Source organism: bacterium (genome assembly GCA_019695335.1).
In the GTDB taxonomy this organism is placed as follows: Bacteria; CLD3; CLD3; order SB21; family SB21; genus JABWBZ01.
Window position 1 is genome coordinate 22,505 of sequence record JAIBAF010000021.1, and the last position, 16,157, is coordinate 38,661.

Consider the following 16,157-nt stretch of genomic DNA (forward strand, 5'->3'; position numbering starts at 1 on the left):
AAGCCCCGTTTTTCGGGGCTTATTTTTTACTTGAATGAAATCATGGAATCATGGAAAAAGTCGATAATAAAGTGAATAATATTTTTATAGATCGCGGGCGGCAATTTGTCGAAGAGTGGGAAGAAAAGTATCTCTCCCCGTATGCTTGCAAAAGCAAGGCCCGTCATCATACACGTGTATTTGAGGAAATCGACGATGCTCATCGTACGGCCTTCCAGCGCGACCGCGACCGAATTATTTATTCCAATTCTTTTCGCAATTTGAGTGACAAACGGCAGGTTCTGATCGAACGCAACAGCGAACGCAATCGCAGCCGTCTGACCAATACCGTCGAAGTAGTGCAGGTGTCGAAAGCCATAGCGCAGGCTATGGGACTCAATGAGGACCTGACCGAGGCCATTGCACTCGGGCATGATCTGGGCCATCCGCCGTTCGGTTTTATGGGCGAAGAAATACTGGATGAAATTCTCAGCGGCGATGATCGTGTGGACAACGTATTAAGCGGCCAGGATTTCGGCGGATTCAAACACAATTACCAAAGTCTGCGTGTCGTCGATAAGCTCGAAAAGAAATACGGGTACGAAGGACTTAATCTTACGGCGGTGGTACGCGAAGGCATTCTTAAACACACCAGCACACGATGCGAGAAATATAATTATCCCGATACCAATCTCGACGGATTGCATTATGAACATCTGATGTCGCTGACTTTGGAAGGGCAGGTTGCGGCGATAGCCGATCAGATCGCACAACGAACGTATGATCTCGAAGATATTGTGCGAGCCAATTACATTTCTCTGAAAGATTTGCGTGGCATTAAAATCATCCAGGAAGTCGAACAAGAATACAAGATTGAACCGTTATGGAATACCAATACAGACGAGTATATCAATTTGCTGGTAAGCGCACTTGTTCGTATGATGGTCAGTGATGTGATCGACAATACGATTCGCCGCATAGAAGATTTTTGCCGGAGGAAAAACCGGCTATCGGATTTTGACGAATGGTTGGTTATTTTCAGTCTCGAAGTCAATCGCAAGCAAAAAGAACTTGATATGTTTATCCAGAAAGAACTCGGCAATAATTTTCAGGTCAACCGTGCCAATAGTAAAAGCCAAAAAGTTGTGCGCAAACTTTTTAAAGCTTATTATACCAACCCATTGCAAATGGATGACAAATTTCTCGGAAGATACACGTCAAAAAAAGTTGACGTCCAGTTTGATCTGAGAAAATTACCTCCGAAATTGGTGCGCGAGAAAATAAAAGAATTTCAACAAGATCCGTTGTATGCCCGTCATATTGCTGATTATGTTGCCAGCATGACTGACAGTTTTGCGATCCAGGAATACAAAGCGATTTATATTCCGGAAATTACACATCTCTAAGCGTTATGAAATTGCTACGCAGCTATCGTATTTTTTTTGTGTCTATCGCCATTGCATTTTTGATGTGGTTTTACGTCAAACTCACATCGAACTTTACCCATACCATTGACATTCCGTTTCAGGTCATTAATGTCAAACCGGGTTTTGGAATTGTTTCCGACTTACCCGAAACCATTCCCGTTGTTTTTGAAGCCGATGGTAAAACGCTATTAGGCATCAAGTTTTTTTACGATGTTCGCTACCAACTGGATCTGGCGCAATTCAAAGATAATCCGGTAATTTATCCGGCTAATTTTGTACAGAACATTAAAATGCCGGTTAAAACCAATGTTAAAATTGTAGAAATTGCCTATCACGATACGGTGGCGATCCACTCTGAAAACCTGGTAACCAAAAAAGTTCCCATCATTCCAGCAGTCGACGTGTCGTGCGCTCCCGGATACATCTGGGTGGGAGGATTTCGTGTACATCCCGATTCAGTGGTTGTCGAATGTCCGGTGAGCTTTGCCGAACAGTTGACTGAAATAAAGGCAACAGCCGAACCTATTTACAATCTGACTGAAGATCACACGATCACACTGGAATCGATGCCAACTAAAAATAAATTCATTCATGTGGAATCGGTGGATAAAATAACAGCGACTCTGGATATTCAGCCGTTGGGAGAAACCGTATTGGAGAATCTTCCGGTGCGTCTGATTAATGTTCCTCATGATATTAATATCATTGTACAACCGTCAACATTTTCTATTCGTGTCCGAAGCGGAGTCGATTTCCTGTCGAACCTTTCCAAAGACAGCATTCGCGGCGTGATTGATTATGCGTTGGAACAGTCGTTGAATCGTGTCGAACCGCAGTTGACCATTCAGGTTCCGCGTGATGTTGCGTGGAGTCAGGTTACTCCTTCCCGATTTAAACTGGTCATTCTGAATGAATCCATCCCATGATCATTTGATCACATTGGCGATCGAAACTTCCTGTGACGATACATCCGTTGCGGTACTGCGTGGGCAAACAGTCATTTCCAATCTCGTTTCCTCGCAGATCAATCGGCGTTTTGGCGGTATTGTACCGGAGTTGGCTGCGCGGGCACATCAAGCTGGTATCTTGCCGGTATTACGATCTGCTCTTGATGAAGCACATCTTGCAAAAAAGGATATTAACTTAATTGCCGTGACCTATGGCCCCGGATTAATCGGAAGTTTATTGGTTGGATTGAATGTAGCAAAAGGCTTGGCGTTCGGACTTAAGAAGCCGTTAATCGGAGTCAATCATATCGAAGCTCACATACTCGCATCGTTTCTGGAGAAAGAAACCCCGACTTTACCGGTAGTCGCTCTCGTAGTGTCAGGCGGTCATACGTTGCTCGTACTGGTCAAAGCCATCGGTGATTATCAGTTGCTCGGATCGACGGTAGATGATGCTGCTGGAGAATGTTTTGACAAAGTGGCCAGATTGCTCGGCTTGCAACCGGCTGAAGACAGTATGATGGGAGGGCCTTTGATTGACCAGTTGGCGAAACACGGAAACGCATCTAAATTTACCTTTCCAAGACCACTGCTAAAAGATCGGAATTTGAATTTCAGTTTCAGTGGCCTTAAAACTTCCGTAATGAATTTTCTCAAACCACGTTCGTCCAATGAGATTGAAAATGATTTGAGCGATATTTGTGCCGGATTTCAGGAAGCGGTAGTGGATGTATTAGTGGAAAAATCGATACGTGCTTGTCTTGATTACGGCGTTTCGGAGTTGGTCATTACCGGCGGTGTGGCGGCCAATTCACGACTGCGCGTACGAATGAAAGAACGATCCGATCGTGAAGGAATTAAGCTCTTCGTTCCTTCTCCGGCCTGGTGTACGGACAATGCGGCGATGATTGGAATTACCGGCTGGCTCAAATATAAAAAAGGCGTTATTTCAACGATGGAATTGTCGCCGCAACCCGCGCTACAGTGGTGATTGCCACAAAAATAGTATTGACTTTTTAAAATTTTTTAGCATATATTGACCCGCTTTTTTAAGGCAATTCTGTAAACAACACTATTCTGATATCCAATCTTATTTTACTTGTCACATACATACTTTTTCACCAAAAAAATTGAGATTTAGTAATTTAACTCACACATCTTTTAAAATGGAGGATCCTTTTTTATGGAGAAAACATTAATTGATTACTACTGGGATGGTGGCGGATTTATGCATCCGATTCTTTTTTGTTGGGTCGTCGGTTTAGCCATTTGTATTGAACGATTTATAACGTTAACCCGTTCTGGCATCAATACGCGTCAATTTTTAAACAAGATTAAAGGTGCTTTAGATGAAGGTGGCGTTCAACGTGCCGTTGAAGTATGTGCTAACCAAAAGGGTTCAGTCGCTTCGATATTTCATGCCGGTTTGATGCGTATGGATAAAGGAATCGATCAGGTTGAAAAAGCGATTGTCAATGCCGGTGCGATTGAAATGGCTTTCCTCGAAAGAGGTATGATCTGGATTGCATTCTTTATTGCCATGGCTCCAATGCTCGGTTTCACCGGTACGGTGCAGGGTATGATTTTAGCATTCGAAGCTATCGCTAAAGCTAATGATATTTCTCCCAGCATCGTTGCGACCGGTATCGGCGTTGCTCTTTTGACAACCTTATTCGGTCTTGTAGTCGCTATGAATCTTCAATTTTTCCATAACTATTTTACAGCTAAAATCAATCGCTTGATCGTTGACATGGAAGACAGTTCAGCTGCACTCGTGGAAGCGCTTGTCGAAATCGAACAAAAGAAGTAATTCAACCAAGGAAAAGCCATGTTAGTTGAAAAACGTAAAACAAGTTCGGCTGAAATTCCAACAGGTTCCTTAGCCGATATGGCATTCTTGCTTTTGATCTTCTTTCTGGTCGTGACAACTATCGGAAGCGATAAAGGTATTGACTTAGTATTACCGCCTGAAGGTGATGTCAAGCCAATTCCGATGAAAAATATCATGAATATTCTGCTTAATGATAACGGCGATATTCTTATTGATGAAGAACCACGGCTTCTTAATCAGGTTAAAGATATTGTAAAGGACCGTGTGGCAAAAAATGATAAATTAATCGTTTCTGTCAAGACGACTCGTGTAACCCCTTATAGAGTTTTCATAGCGGTATTGGATCAATTGAAACAAGCCGATGCCAGAAAGATTTCAATAGCTGAACCGGACAAATAACCATCTGGAGATTGTATGAAATTTGCACGCAAAAAAGCGCCACCTCCGGTTATTCCGAGCGCTTCAATGTCAGATATCGTTTTTACACTGTTGTTGTTTTTTATGGTGGCGACCGTCATTAAAAAATTTGCCGGGTTGCCAGTTGATGAGCCAGAAGCGTATCAAATTGAAAAATTAACGACTAAAACCCATACGTCTTATATCTGGATTGATGATACGGAAAATATCACTTTTGATGATTTTCCTATTGGTTCGATGGCTGATGTTTATACTATAGCTCGTGATAAAATAGAAAAAGACGTTCAGTTATTGATTTTCTTACGCGTCGACAAAAACAGTAAAATGGGTCTGTTAAGTGATGTACAACAGGAACTTCGCAAAGCAGGCTGTCTCCGCGTTTATTACGGTACCAAGTCTAAACCGTCGGCCAATTACTAACTGTGACAACAGGTATCATTGCTGCAAGGGAGTAATGATAGAACAAAGCCAATTTGAAAGGACGCCTCAATGAAGGTGTTTGAACTTAGAAAGCAATATAAAGTAGTTTTTGAGATTTCGCTGATTGCTTCGTTATTGTTTGTGACCATTTTGTTTCAGATTATCGGATTTGGTAAAATTACCGGCGAAATTGAAAAACCGACTTTTCAACTCGAAGTTGCCAAAATTGATTTGACACAACAGATTAAACGTCCACCTCCGCCGGCTCGTCCGGCTGTTCCGATCGCTTCTGAGCAGGAGACGCTTTTAGGCGATGAAACGATCGACGATACGGACATTGATCTGGAAGAAATTCCGCCACCGCCACCGCCACCGCCGAAAAAAGATGAAAATGAAGAAGCGGATGTGTTTGTTGCATACGATACTGCTCCGGAACTCAAAGGTGGATATGATTTTATCCGCAAGAACCTGAAATATCCGGACATGGCGCGTCAAGCCGGTATCGAAGGCAAGGTGCTGATTAAAGCAGTTATCGATGAAAACGGCAGTGTGATGCGCGCCGAAGTTTTGAAAGAAGATGGAAATGTAGGTTTCGGTCAGGCCGCTATTGATGTAGTAATGAAATGTAAGTTCAGTCCTGCCAAACAACGCGATAAATCAGTCAAGGTAGCTATTACGCTTCCGATCACTTTCAAACTTAAGTAATCAGTTTAGAAAATTTGTGTTAACAAAAAAGCTCACAGTTTTGACTGTGAGCTTTTGTTTTTTAGCACGACTGCTACTACACAAATTCCGTTCTGCATTCAGGGCACACTCTGTCTTTTTTCTTCAGTTTATCTACATAGCCTTTTGAATATACTTTCCTGCAGGTTTTGCAGATGACACGATGCTCGAAACAGATTGACTGATTGGTTGCCGAGCAATGAAACGCGTGCTCATTGCATAATTTTTTTCCACATTCACTGCATGAGGTGAGACATTGATCGCACATGATTTCATGCCCGACATCGCATGCATGGGAGTGCTCTTCACAGGAAGCGTGGCCGCATTGACTGCATGTGATGGCACAATCATGGCATACTGTAGCATCGCAAATGTGGCAATTGAAAGCCTGGCTAGTATCGGTATAAGTTTTTTTGCATGTTTTGCAGATGAAAATACAATCTGAACAGCCGATCTTTCCGTCACTTGAAAGAATAATTTTATCCATCTCGTGATGACATCCCGGGCAAGGGCCGTAATCGATTTCACCGGTATAATGATCGAAAATAACCGGTAATTCGACTTCTATATCGAGATGATCGGGTTTTAATTTCAATAAAACGTCCGTCTCAGCGCGTTCGACGACGTGGTAACTGAGCAATTTTATAACGATTCTTAGTTTATGATTATTAATTTCTTCTTTCAGTTTATGATCGAGCTCACGTTGTAAAAGTAAACGTTTTTCTTCGTAGCTGGGTTGATTGCGATGTAATTCCTGCATCTGGGCTGTATAAAATCCTTTGATTCTGGAAACATTATGGTGCAAGCGCTTATGAATATCATTCTGGAGTAACTTACCTTGATCTTGTGCACGTTGAGATACCGCTTTGAGACAATGGCGAAATTGCAGTTCAATATCTTTACGCGAAAGTTCAATCGCCCCTTTTTGAGAAAGCGAAGTCAGCGCGTTCGATAGCACTTCATCGGTATAGTAAGTTGCGGCATCAAACACGGTGTCTCGCTGATCAATGCCGAGAGAAAAAAGCTCTTCCGATTTTTCATCGGATAAAAAAGTTACTTTAAAATTAAAGACAACATCAACGGCCCGGTCTTTCTTTAACTTCATGGAAAGAACGGTTCCATTGTCGATATGAAGCAATTGATCAATGCGATCTTTGGTTGGTTTATGATGTTCTTCAAGCTTACTGACAATTTTGACACCGCGATCCTGAAGCAAATTGTACACTGTATTAAGGACATAACTGCCATGAGTGACCAATTCGGCATCTTCATTGACGTCTTCGGCATCAAAAACTAATTTGAGAGCGTCTTGTCCAAATACCTCTTTCAAATTATCGGATAAAAGAACCGATAAATGTTGGCCATGCTCTTCGACCGGAGATCGATTAATTTCAAAAAATTTTTTTATAAATTGTTTCATAATGATAAAAAAAGAGAATTCCGGAAACAGAATTCTCTTTTAATAAAAAAAATGTCGATTAATTTACTTTTTGCAGCAATCCGGTAATTTTTCAAACGCAGTGGCATCGGCTTTCTTATCGTTTGCATCATAGCCGGCCATAACGATTGCTTGCTCGATGTCCGAAACTTTGGCCATTGCAGGAATAAATTCTACAGTCGCCAGTTTTGTATCGGTGTCAACCATTATTGAATTCACGCCGTTTACTTTTTTGACAGCGGTCGTGATTGTATTTGCGCATTCTCCACAAATAGCCGACGGGAGCTTAATGACAGCCTTCTCGGCAAGGACATCTTTCTTTTCGTCGGATTTTCCACAGGCTGATACCATTAAACACAATAAAGCTACAGAAATTAATAAACGAATCATAGAACCCCTTACGGTTGTGGATTAGTCAGGTTTTCTTTTTTTCTATAAAGAATAGACAACGGGATAAGTACTAAATATCCGATACTGACAAGAATTGGCGCAATAGTCATAGAAATAGCGCCGTAAACCGGACCGGTATTCATGCAAATATAACCGATAATAATCACTAAAATTCCGGCAAAAAATATGTAATAATTTTCAGCTGTGAAAGGGAGCGCTGATTTTTTGGCGGTTTGTTTTTTTACCGTTGAAGTCTTCTTTAAATTAGTAGTCATAAATTCCTGTGAATTTAAAATTAAACGATGGCAATATAGAAAAATCGAATCCGAATGTCAATTGCGATTTAATGAGCAAAAAGCTCAGCTTCGGGGAATTGAATGCTATTGAGTTCGCACGCTGTTTTTATAAAAAACCGGATCGCTTCTTCGCCAGTTTCACCTAAGTTGATACTAAAACGATTTACATACAATCGAATATGACTTTCGATTACTGAGTCATCAAGTTCTTGCGCATGACGTTTGACATACATGCGGGAAGATTCAGGATTGGCAAAGGCGAATTCGATACTTCGACGCAAAATCCGGTCGATTTTTTGAATGGTTGATTGCCCCAGTCGTCGTTGCGCAACAATGCCGCCGAGCGGGATTGGTAGTCGGGTTTGATTTTCCCAGAATTCGCCCAGATCGCGAATCTTGATCAATCCTTTGCTTTCATAGGTAAAACGGTTTTCGTGAATGATCACGCCAGCTTTAATATCTTCATTGAGCAATGCCGATTCAATATCGGAAAAAATCATTGGGCGGGCCTGAGCTTTTCTTCCTAAAAAATATTGAAGCAGAAAATTTGCTGTTGTGAATGGTCCGGGAATACCAATGTCGTTATCAGCAATTGAGGCAATGTCGATCGGGCGTTTACTGATCAGTAACGGACCACAATTATGACCAAGTGCACTGCCTGAATGCAGCAAACTGTAATCGTTCAGTACGTGAATTAACGCGTGATAACTGATTTTTGTGACGTCGAGTTCGGAACGAAATGTTTTCTGATTAAGCTTTTCGACGTCAGCCAGTATGGGCTCAAATTGTATTCCTTCCGTATCCACTTTGTTGTGAACCAAAGCGTCAAACATGAACGTGTCGTTGGGACAAGGAGAATAGCCGATGGTAAGCGTCATGGATTTCGGGCTGTTATTAAATTTAATATAAAATTTTGAACATTTTGGCTGGCCAATCTGATTTGCCAGTTATCGGTGTTACGAGGCTCGACGTAATTGGAGATACTGCGGAATTCCAGATAGGGGATGGATTCCTGCAAGCAAACGAATGCCACTGCGCCGCCTTCCATGTTCTCGAAATCAGGATCGTAACGTTTTCGAGCGTCGGCGATTCGTTGCTCATCGCCATTGACAGTATTGACAGTCAGACTGCGTCCAACAATAACCGGTTCTGCATTCTTGAAGAATTGAGACGGCTGATGAGCATTCAGAATATGATTGAAAATCGAATGCCCGTTCTTTTCAAAAAACTTGAATCCTAGTTTTTGCAAATCGATGAAATTGCCCTGTGCATCGGTAGCGCCCAATTCTGAAAAAATTTCTTCGCGAATCTCTACTACGCTTCCAAGAGCCGTGGTTCTGTGATAAGCTCCGCAAATTCCGATATTCAGGACAAGGTCGTACCGGTGGTTTATCAACGCTTTCGTGAGGTGATACGCGGTATTGATCATACCGATGCCGGTATGCAATATCGAGACAGCGTGAGAGCCCAGATGGCCGATAGTGACATTTCCATCGGGATTTGATGAAGTCAAACGGCTCATTAAGAGTTCGGATTCAAAAGCAGTTGCGGTCACGATCAAAATATTCATAGGCGGGCGACGATGCAGCTTCAGAAGCTCCGAAGCTAAAATTTAATTTAAAACGGGGAGCGAGAGGTTTTTATCGATCAATTGATCCAATTCACCGTCTTCATACGTTCTCAAAACATGATACAAAGCGTCACGCTCGACAGGTTTGCGCCCGGCGTCTTTGATCAATTTGATCAATTCTCGTTCAGTCATGCCGTGCGCGCTGTCCGTACCGGCCATGCTCATAATCCGTTCTTCGAGAATAGTACCTTCGATCTCGTTGGCGCCATAACTTAATGCCATCTGGGCAAGACGTTTGCCGATCACGACCCAATAAGCTTTAACGGTCGGAAAATTGTCCAGCATAAGTCTCGGAACAGCGACCATTTTTAAGTCTTCAATCGCACTTACTTCAGGTAAATTTTTCAGCCGGTTGTTCTCATGTTGATATTTGAGAGGAATGAATGTGTTGAATGAGCCTTTAGCATTCTTGGCTTTGCTGGCATCCTGAAGATCACGGAGCTTCATCAGGTGATCGACGCGTTCTTCATAGCGTTCGATGTGGCCATACAACATGGTGGCATTGGTCAGTAAGCCGAGTTCATGTGCCATCGAATGCACGGCAAGCCAGCCTTCAGCCGTTGATTTTTCATCGCAGATTTTTTTACGCACGCGGTCGGCGAAAATCTCTGCGCCGCCTCCGGGCATTGCTTCAAGGCCTGCCGACATCAGTTCCGATAACACCTGGCGGATCGTCATATTGTAATGGTGCGCATAATATTCGATTTCGACCGCTGTAAACCCTTTAATGTGAAGGTGAGGCGCGGTTTCTTTAATGGTTCGCAGCATGTCGGTATAATAACTGAACGGCAGATTCGGATGCAATCCGGAGGTAATATGGATTTCCTGAATGCCATGGTTCATTCCCTCCCGGACACGACGGGCGATTTCATCCATCGTCATCGTATAACCGCCTTCTTCACCTTCGCGGCGATAAAACGAACAAAACATGCATGAATATTCGCAGATATTGGTTGGGTTCAATTGGCGATTGCGAACAAAGAAAGACCGGTCGCCGTGCAAACGTTCCCGCACAATATTGGCCAGGTAGCCCACGGTTGTCAGATCTCGTGTTTCGAAAAGCTTCATGCCATCCTCAAAGCTCAGACGTTCGCTATCCATCACTTTCTGGTAAATGTTTTCCAGACCGGACTGGCGCACCATCGAACGGATCAAGTTGGGATTAAGCGTATCTGAGTTCGGCATATATTTTCCTACTGATTCGGTAATACAATAAACTTTCAGAAAAATTTGAAACTTTATGGCGTAATAATATTCAACTCGCGTTTGAATTACAAGTGAAATTTAGATTCGGAATTCTTTGGGATTAACTTGCTTTGAGCAGTTCTTCGTTTTCGGCCAGCTGGAGTTTTTCGATCACGTCGTCGAGTTTACCACCCATGACGCCATCGAGATCATAAATGGTCAAACCGATCCTGTGGTCTGTTAAACGGTTCTGAGGAAAGTTGTATGTCCGTATTTTTTCGCTGCGATCGCCGGAGCCGACCATCGATTTCCGTTGAGATGCGATTTTAGCATCCTGCTCTTGTTTGCGCTTTTCGTAAAGCCTTGACTTGAGAACTTTCATCGCTTTTTCGCGGTTTTTTAGCTGCGAACGTTCTTCCTGGCATTGTACGACGATGCCGGTGGGTAAGTGGGTAAGCCGCACGGCCGTTTCGACTTTGTTGACGTTCTGTCCGCCTTTTCCGCCGGAACGGTAGATATCGACTCGCAGATCGTTCGGATGGATCACGATATCTTTATCGACTTCTTCGATGATAGGAAGAACGGCTACCGATGAGGCTGAAGTATGGACGCGTCCTTGAGTTTCGGTTTTTGGTACACGTTGAACACGATGAACGCCGCTTTCGAATTTTAATTTTCCAAAAGCGCCGTCGCCTTTGACTTCAAAAATAATTTCTTTGAATCCGCCTTGATTGGCTTCGGTGAGATCGATCACTTCGATGCCCCAGCCCTGTTTTTCGATATAATAACGGTACATACCGAAGAGATCCCCGGCAAAAATACCCGCTTCATCGCCGCCCGTACCGGCTCTGATTTCCATAATGCAATCGCCGATATCGTGCGGATCTTTTGGAATCAGCAGGTATTTCAGCTCGCTTTCAAGCTGATCACGCTGACTTTCCAAATCGTTCATCTCCGCTTTGGCCATATCGCGGAGTTCGGATTCAGCGGAATTGAAAATAATTTCTTTATTGCCTTCAATATCAACCAGCACCTTTCGATAGATCGATGATTTTTGAACGATCGGTTCAATCGCGCGACGTTCTTTGTTCAGGCTTTTTGAAACATCGGGATTAGACAACGTATCAGGACTGAGCAGTAAATGATCAATTTCCTGCAGACGTGCTTCGATTTTTTCTAACTGATCTAGCATGTATTTAAGTTCGATTTAATTGGCGACGTTTTCAACGCGGCATTCGTGAACGCTCATCGCGCCGCTGATACGTCCTTCATTATATTCGCGCATCAGGTCGTCACCCAAAGCGGCTTTAAGCGCCGCGATAGCAACTTCCAATTGTTTTTCATCTGGTTTTTTAGTTGTAATTTTCTGAAGCCAAAGACCGGGGTACATAAAAATCCGTGCAAGTGGAAACTTATAATATTTTCCTGATAACTTAATCAATTCATACGACACACCGGCGATAACGGGAATAAACGGAAGATGCAGAGCGAGCCGCATACCGAATGTAATCGGTCCATTTATCATCATATAGATGCTGTCGATCACGGCAAAACATATAATCGAAGTAATCATTACAAACATTAGAAAACTCGTTCCGCAACGCGGGTGCAAAGTTGTATACGTGATAGCGTTCGCGGGTAATAACTCTTTTTGATCTTCAAAAGCGTATATCGATTGATGTTCCGCGCCGTGATATTGGAACAAACGTTTGATGTCACCCATGAAACTGATCGCGATCAGGTACGCCAGAAACATTACAACTCTGAATAATCCTGAGATAAGATTAAATTGCCAGGCGTTGGCATCCATCGGTAAAACTTTTGACGAGATGAAAAGGGGACCTACGAAGAATATTCCGATGCCAATACCCAGCGCCACTACGGTCGTCAGGATCAATGAAATTTTTGATTTCTTTTTTGCGGTCTGCCCCTCCGTATCTTCCATCATCATATCGGCCGAATACTGAAGCGACTGCGTGCCGATGATCAGCATTTCAATCAAGGCAACAGCGCCGCGGACAATAGGGACGTTGAGAAATTTATATTTTTCAAGTTTCGATTGAAAGGGTTCTGTTTTGACGACGATGTCGCCATTGGAACGGCGAACGGCGGTCGCGATGGCATACGGGGCGCGCATCATCACGCCTTCGATCACCGCTTGGCCGCCAACGGTTATGGTTTTACGATTCATACGCTTTTAAAATTTATAAAATAAAAAAGGAATATGTTCTATCGTATTGATAGAAATCCATATTCCTTTGTTTTAGAATTCTTTCAGCTAAGCCTGTTGGCCTTTTGCTTCCTTATATTTTGCAAATTTCTTATTAAATTTCTCAACACGGCCTGCCGTATCGATCAATTTTTGTGTACCCGTAAAAAACGGATGGCATTGCGAGCAAATTTCCACGCGAATATCGCCGACAGTGGAACGCGTTTGGAAAATATTGCCGCATGAGCATGTCACTGTGGACAGCGGATATGCGGGATGAATTCCTTCTTTCATTCGAATCTCCTTAGTCTATGTATTTTATTAATAAAATTTATCGAGTTACGTCAAATGTCTAACGAAGCTTATCCGTTATTTATTCCCAACTTATATCCAAACTTGGGAGCGAAATATAGAGACTGAGTATGCGAATTGCAAGCATTTTTTATCATTTTTAGTTGAGGTGGTTTGGCAGCGGCATAGTCTCTGTAACTATTGATTATAATTGATTAAGAACGTTTTTTTCATTACGATTGAGCATACTATAACAACCTTGCTATGATCCGACAACTTCGTAATTCAATCAGTTTTAAATTTTTTGTCTGGACGTATGGGATTACGCTCTTATGCGTTAGTAATCCTTATTGTTATTTCAGTGTGATGATGCATCCGTTGCGCGTGACACTTTTTCTGGACATTCCCGATCGCGATGAAGATATTTTTGTCAACACGTGTGCGGAAGAGTGTACCGATGATGAATGTTACGGTTATGAATACAAAGAAGAATCCAGGCGCGACGGGGAAAGCAAAAACAAATTGTCCTTTAAAATCAAATTAGATACGACGATTCCGATCGTATCATTTTTACCCCTGCCGGATGCGTATACTATTTTAGAAACGCAAACTTTGATGGTGTACGCTTTTTCCATTACTTCTTCGCTTTTCCATCCACCCAATCTCCTTTCGTAAAATCACACTTGCATTGATAATGGCCATTCTGATCGTTCATCGATCAGGGCGGCAGAGTATCCTATTGGATTAAATTATTCGGGATGCTCGGTCAATTTACTACAGGAGAGAAGCATGCTTCGAACAATATTAGTGTGTTTTTTAATAAGCGTCGTGTCTGCATTTGGACAGGATTCAACGGATACGGACAGTATTGCCTTTGAATTTCTTGGTGTGACGATCACAGCGACGCGTGTGCCGGAACCGATTTTTGAAGTGCCGCTGGCCGTGAGCGTTTTGTCGGCCAAACAACTTCAGATCGGGAGAGGATATGGATTGAACGACGCGCTGGCATTTGTGCCGGGTGTTTTAGCGCAATCACGGTACGGTAATCAAGACGTGCGGATTTCGATCCGTGGTTTTGGCGTGCGCGGCGCCGGCGATCGATCCAATGCCGGAACATCGCGCGGTATCCGTGTACTTGTCGACGGCATTCCAGAGACGGAACCGGATGGACGAACATCATTTGATCTGGTTGATCCGGATCTATCTGAAACGATGGAAATCGTACGATCCAATTCGTCCGCGATCTGGGGCAATGCCGGCGGCGGCGTATTGAGTCTCAGTACGGTGCCGTCACTCGATCAATCATTTATCGCCTTGCAAGGCAAAGCCGGAAGTTTCGGACTCATGGAAAATTCCATCAAAGTAGGATCGGTGGTCAATAATACGAAATTCTACATGGCTTTGTCGCACACGCAGTTTGACGGCTGGCGTGTCAATTCGAACAGCGATCGATGGCTGTTCAATTTTGGCGCCGTGTCGCAGATCGCTCCGACCACCAAACTCGGACTCCACTTAACCGCTGCCAATAATCTCTTTAATATCCCGGGGCCGTTGACGCAGGCTCAATTCGACTCGGCTGCTAAACAGGCGAACCCGACCTATTTGAGCCGTAACGAACGGCGTCATAACAAATTAGGGCGAATCGGTTTCACGGTCGATCATGATTTCGACGACCATCATGGCGTTTCGGCGATGAGTTATCTTAATCCGAAATACCTTCAGCGCTCTGAACGCGGCACGTTCCGTGACTTCACGCGGTATCATTTTGGAGGGAATGTGATGTACAAATATAACCGCAAATGGAATGATCGCGTCAAAGGTATCACGCTGATTGGAGCCGATGAGGCGTACCAAGACGGCGCGATTTTATTTTATTCATTGACCAACGGTCAGCGCGGTGATGTTTTGGCGGACAATAAACGCGAAGGCGCCAATAATTTCGGCGCGTTTTTCCAGCAGGAAATATCCGTGAATGAACAATGGGCGTTTATTGCGGGATTTCGTTACGACAACGTTACGTACTACAGCGAAAACTTTGTCGATCACTCACTGGGGCTTCAGAAAAAATCCTTTACAGGATTAACGCCTAAAGCCGGCATCACGTATTTATTCTCGCCGAAACATAGCATTTACGCCAACCTTGGCGGTGGTGTTGAAGTTCCTGCCGGTAACGAAACTGATCCGGCTGGAACGTTCGGACAAGATACGGTGTACGCCATTAACCCGCTGTTGGATCCAATTCGTTCCACCACAGTGGAAGTCGGAACGAAGCACCTGATTCCATTCGACGATGATTTGATGAAAGCGCTTTCATATGACATCGCTTTATATGCGATCGAGGTGCGCAATGACATTATCCCTTATCGCGGTGGACGGTTTTACTTTACGGCCGGAAAGACGCGGAGGATAGGCGCTGAATTAGGAGGACAACTGGATTTGCAAAACGGTTTATCCCTAAAAAATGCCTTGACCTATTCTCACAATGAATTTGTCAAATACGTCGTTGATTCAGCCCACTATGGCAACGCCGGACATTTTGCGGATTACGGAGATAATAAAGTTCCGGGATTGCCGGATTATTATTTCACAACGGCTGTCCGTTACACTCCGCAGTTTTTCAGCAGCGTTTACGTGGAAGGTGTGCTGCAAGGAACCGGCAAATTCTTTGTTGATGATGCCAATACCTACAGTGTTCCGTCTTTTACAGTGGTCAATGTGTCCATCGGTTCATCCGAAGCGATGAAGCTGGGTGAGCATATGCTGGTGCGTTGGTCAGCCGGTATTAACAATCTCGCCGACAAAAAATATGCGGGTTCGGCGTTTATCAATCCTGATCTCGTCGGGGGAAGACCAGTTTATCTCGAACCCGGATTGCCGCGTAATTATGTGTTGTCGCTTTCAGTTTTGTGGAAGTGAGCTAATATCTCAAAAAATCCCGTGAGTTTATCAATCACGGGATTTTTTTTTCGTTGCT

General features: G+C 43.5%; 18 protein-coding genes. 9 read left to right on the forward strand and 9 right to left on the reverse strand.

Translation table 11 applies throughout. From position 1 onward, the window contains the following. Positions 1-50: 50 nt before the first annotated feature. The 7 genes from dgt to K1X84_07350 all read left to right on the forward strand — a co-directional run bounded on the left by dgt (position 51) and on the right by K1X84_07350 (position 5,726). Positions 51-1,385: a dNTP triphosphohydrolase gene (gene dgt / locus K1X84_07320; GenBank protein MBX7151433.1), complete on the forward strand. Its 1,335-nt coding sequence runs from the start codon at positions 51-53 to the stop codon at positions 1,383-1,385. Between the two features lie 5 nt (positions 1,386-1,390). Further along, complete coding sequence (locus tag K1X84_07325; GenBank protein ID MBX7151434.1) at positions 1,391-2,332, forward strand: hypothetical protein; 942 nt, start codon at positions 1,391-1,393, stop codon at positions 2,330-2,332. Continuing rightward, positions 2,316-3,344, forward strand: coding sequence for a tRNA (adenosine(37)-N6)-threonylcarbamoyltransferase complex transferase subunit TsaD (gene tsaD, locus K1X84_07330; GenBank protein ID MBX7151435.1), 1,029 nt, complete (start codon positions 2,316-2,318; stop codon positions 3,342-3,344). The genes K1X84_07325 and tsaD overlap by 17 nt, the downstream gene beginning before the upstream one ends. Positions 3,345-3,536: 192 nt before the next feature. Beyond that, complete coding sequence (locus K1X84_07335) at positions 3,537-4,163, forward strand: MotA/TolQ/ExbB proton channel family protein (GenBank protein MBX7151436.1); 627 nt, start codon at positions 3,537-3,539, stop codon at positions 4,161-4,163. Between the two features lie 18 nt (positions 4,164-4,181). Then, complete coding sequence (locus K1X84_07340; protein ID MBX7151437.1) at positions 4,182-4,583, forward strand: biopolymer transporter ExbD; 402 nt, start codon at positions 4,182-4,184, stop codon at positions 4,581-4,583. A 15-nt stretch (positions 4,584-4,598) separates the two neighbouring features. Then, positions 4,599-5,021 (forward strand): biopolymer transporter ExbD, encoded by a 423-nt coding sequence (locus K1X84_07345; protein MBX7151438.1) that lies wholly within the window; start codon positions 4,599-4,601, stop codon positions 5,019-5,021. A 69-nt stretch (positions 5,022-5,090) separates the two neighbouring features. After that, complete coding sequence (locus K1X84_07350) at positions 5,091-5,726, forward strand: energy transducer TonB (protein ID MBX7151439.1); 636 nt, start codon at positions 5,091-5,093, stop codon at positions 5,724-5,726. Positions 5,727-5,802: 76 nt separating this feature from the next. Here K1X84_07350 and K1X84_07355 read toward each other — a convergent pair whose 3' ends face one another. The 9 genes from K1X84_07355 to rpmE all read right to left on the reverse strand — a co-directional run bounded on the left by K1X84_07355 (position 5,803) and on the right by rpmE (position 13,186). Then, positions 5,803-7,164, reverse strand: a complete 1,362-nt coding sequence (locus tag K1X84_07355; protein MBX7151440.1) for a hypothetical protein — start codon at positions 7,162-7,164, stop codon at positions 5,803-5,805. Positions 7,165-7,227: 63 nt separating this feature from the next. Further along, on the reverse strand, positions 7,228-7,572 hold the full coding sequence (locus K1X84_07360; GenBank protein ID MBX7151441.1) for a heavy-metal-associated domain-containing protein: 345 nt from the start codon (positions 7,570-7,572) through the stop codon (positions 7,228-7,230). Between the two features lie 8 nt (positions 7,573-7,580). After that, positions 7,581-7,847, reverse strand: a complete 267-nt coding sequence (locus K1X84_07365) for a DUF3098 domain-containing protein (protein ID MBX7151442.1) — start codon at positions 7,845-7,847, stop codon at positions 7,581-7,583. 68 nt (positions 7,848-7,915) lie between these two features. Further along, a complete protein-coding gene (locus K1X84_07370; protein ID MBX7151443.1) occupies positions 7,916-8,746 on the reverse strand; it encodes a 1,4-dihydroxy-6-naphthoate synthase in 831 nt (276 codons plus the stop codon). Beyond that, positions 8,743-9,438: a futalosine hydrolase gene (gene mqnB / locus K1X84_07375; protein ID MBX7151444.1), complete on the reverse strand. Its 696-nt coding sequence runs from the start codon at positions 9,436-9,438 to the stop codon at positions 8,743-8,745. Before mqnB ends, K1X84_07370 begins: the two co-directional genes overlap by 4 nt. A 42-nt stretch (positions 9,439-9,480) precedes the next feature. After that, positions 9,481-10,641: an aminofutalosine synthase MqnE gene (gene mqnE / locus K1X84_07380; GenBank protein MBX7151445.1), complete on the reverse strand. Its 1,161-nt coding sequence runs from the start codon at positions 10,639-10,641 to the stop codon at positions 9,481-9,483. Between the two features lie 163 nt (positions 10,642-10,804). After that, complete coding sequence (gene prfA / locus K1X84_07385; protein MBX7151446.1) at positions 10,805-11,875, reverse strand: peptide chain release factor 1; 1,071 nt, start codon at positions 11,873-11,875, stop codon at positions 10,805-10,807. A gap of 15 nt (positions 11,876-11,890) precedes the next feature. Beyond that, complete coding sequence (locus K1X84_07390; protein ID MBX7151447.1) at positions 11,891-12,874, reverse strand: DUF1385 domain-containing protein; 984 nt, start codon at positions 12,872-12,874, stop codon at positions 11,891-11,893. 87 nt (positions 12,875-12,961) lie between these two features. After that, a complete protein-coding gene (gene rpmE, locus K1X84_07395; GenBank protein MBX7151448.1) occupies positions 12,962-13,186 on the reverse strand; it encodes a 50S ribosomal protein L31 in 225 nt (74 codons plus the stop codon). Positions 13,187-13,447: 261 nt separating this feature from the next. Between rpmE and K1X84_07400 the strand changes: the two genes are divergently transcribed. Both K1X84_07400 and K1X84_07405 read left to right on the forward strand, forming a co-directional pair. Further along, the gene (locus K1X84_07400) at positions 13,448-13,858 is read left to right on the forward strand and encodes a hypothetical protein (GenBank protein ID MBX7151449.1); all 411 of its coding nucleotides are present in this window, start codon (positions 13,448-13,450) and stop codon (positions 13,856-13,858) included. A gap of 114 nt (positions 13,859-13,972) precedes the next feature. After that, positions 13,973-16,099: a TonB-dependent receptor gene (locus K1X84_07405; GenBank protein ID MBX7151450.1), complete on the forward strand. Its 2,127-nt coding sequence runs from the start codon at positions 13,973-13,975 to the stop codon at positions 16,097-16,099. Positions 16,100-16,157 lie beyond the last annotated feature (58 nt).

Coding starts and splice junctions, on each gene's coding strand:
- dgt (MBX7151433.1), top strand. CDS start 51: ATGGAAAAAGTCGATAATAAAGTGAATAATATTTTTATAGATCGCGGG.
- K1X84_07325 (MBX7151434.1), top strand. CDS start 1,391: ATGAAATTGCTACGCAGCTATCGTATTTTTTTTGTGTCTATCGCCATT.
- tsaD (MBX7151435.1), top strand. CDS start 2,316: ATGAATCCATCCCATGATCATTTGATCACATTGGCGATCGAAACTTCC.
- K1X84_07335 (MBX7151436.1), top strand. CDS start 3,537: ATGGAGAAAACATTAATTGATTACTACTGGGATGGTGGCGGATTTATG.
- K1X84_07340 (MBX7151437.1), top strand. CDS start 4,182: ATGTTAGTTGAAAAACGTAAAACAAGTTCGGCTGAAATTCCAACAGGT.
- K1X84_07345 (MBX7151438.1), top strand. CDS start 4,599: ATGAAATTTGCACGCAAAAAAGCGCCACCTCCGGTTATTCCGAGCGCT.
- K1X84_07350 (MBX7151439.1), top strand. CDS start 5,091: ATGAAGGTGTTTGAACTTAGAAAGCAATATAAAGTAGTTTTTGAGATT.
- K1X84_07355 (MBX7151440.1), bottom strand. CDS start 7,164: ATGAAACAATTTATAAAAAAATTTTTTGAAATTAATCGATCTCCGGTC.
- K1X84_07360 (MBX7151441.1), bottom strand. CDS start 7,572: ATGATTCGTTTATTAATTTCTGTAGCTTTATTGTGTTTAATGGTATCA.
- K1X84_07365 (MBX7151442.1), bottom strand. CDS start 7,847: ATGACTACTAATTTAAAGAAGACTTCAACGGTAAAAAAACAAACCGCC.
- K1X84_07370 (MBX7151443.1), bottom strand. CDS start 8,746: ATGACGCTTACCATCGGCTATTCTCCTTGTCCCAACGACACGTTCATG.
- mqnB (MBX7151444.1), bottom strand. CDS start 9,438: ATGAATATTTTGATCGTGACCGCAACTGCTTTTGAATCCGAACTCTTA.
- mqnE (MBX7151445.1), bottom strand. CDS start 10,641: ATGGTGCGCCAGTCCGGTCTGGAAAACATTTACCAGAAAGTGATGGAT.
- prfA (MBX7151446.1), bottom strand. CDS start 11,875: ATGCTAGATCAGTTAGAAAAAATCGAAGCACGTCTGCAGGAAATTGAT.
- K1X84_07390 (MBX7151447.1), bottom strand. CDS start 12,874: ATGAATCGTAAAACCATAACCGTTGGCGGCCAAGCGGTGATCGAAGGC.
- rpmE (MBX7151448.1), bottom strand. CDS start 13,186: ATGAAAGAAGGAATTCATCCCGCATATCCGCTGTCCACAGTGACATGC.
- K1X84_07400 (MBX7151449.1), top strand. CDS start 13,448: ATGATCCGACAACTTCGTAATTCAATCAGTTTTAAATTTTTTGTCTGG.
- K1X84_07405 (MBX7151450.1), top strand. CDS start 13,973: ATGCTTCGAACAATATTAGTGTGTTTTTTAATAAGCGTCGTGTCTGCA.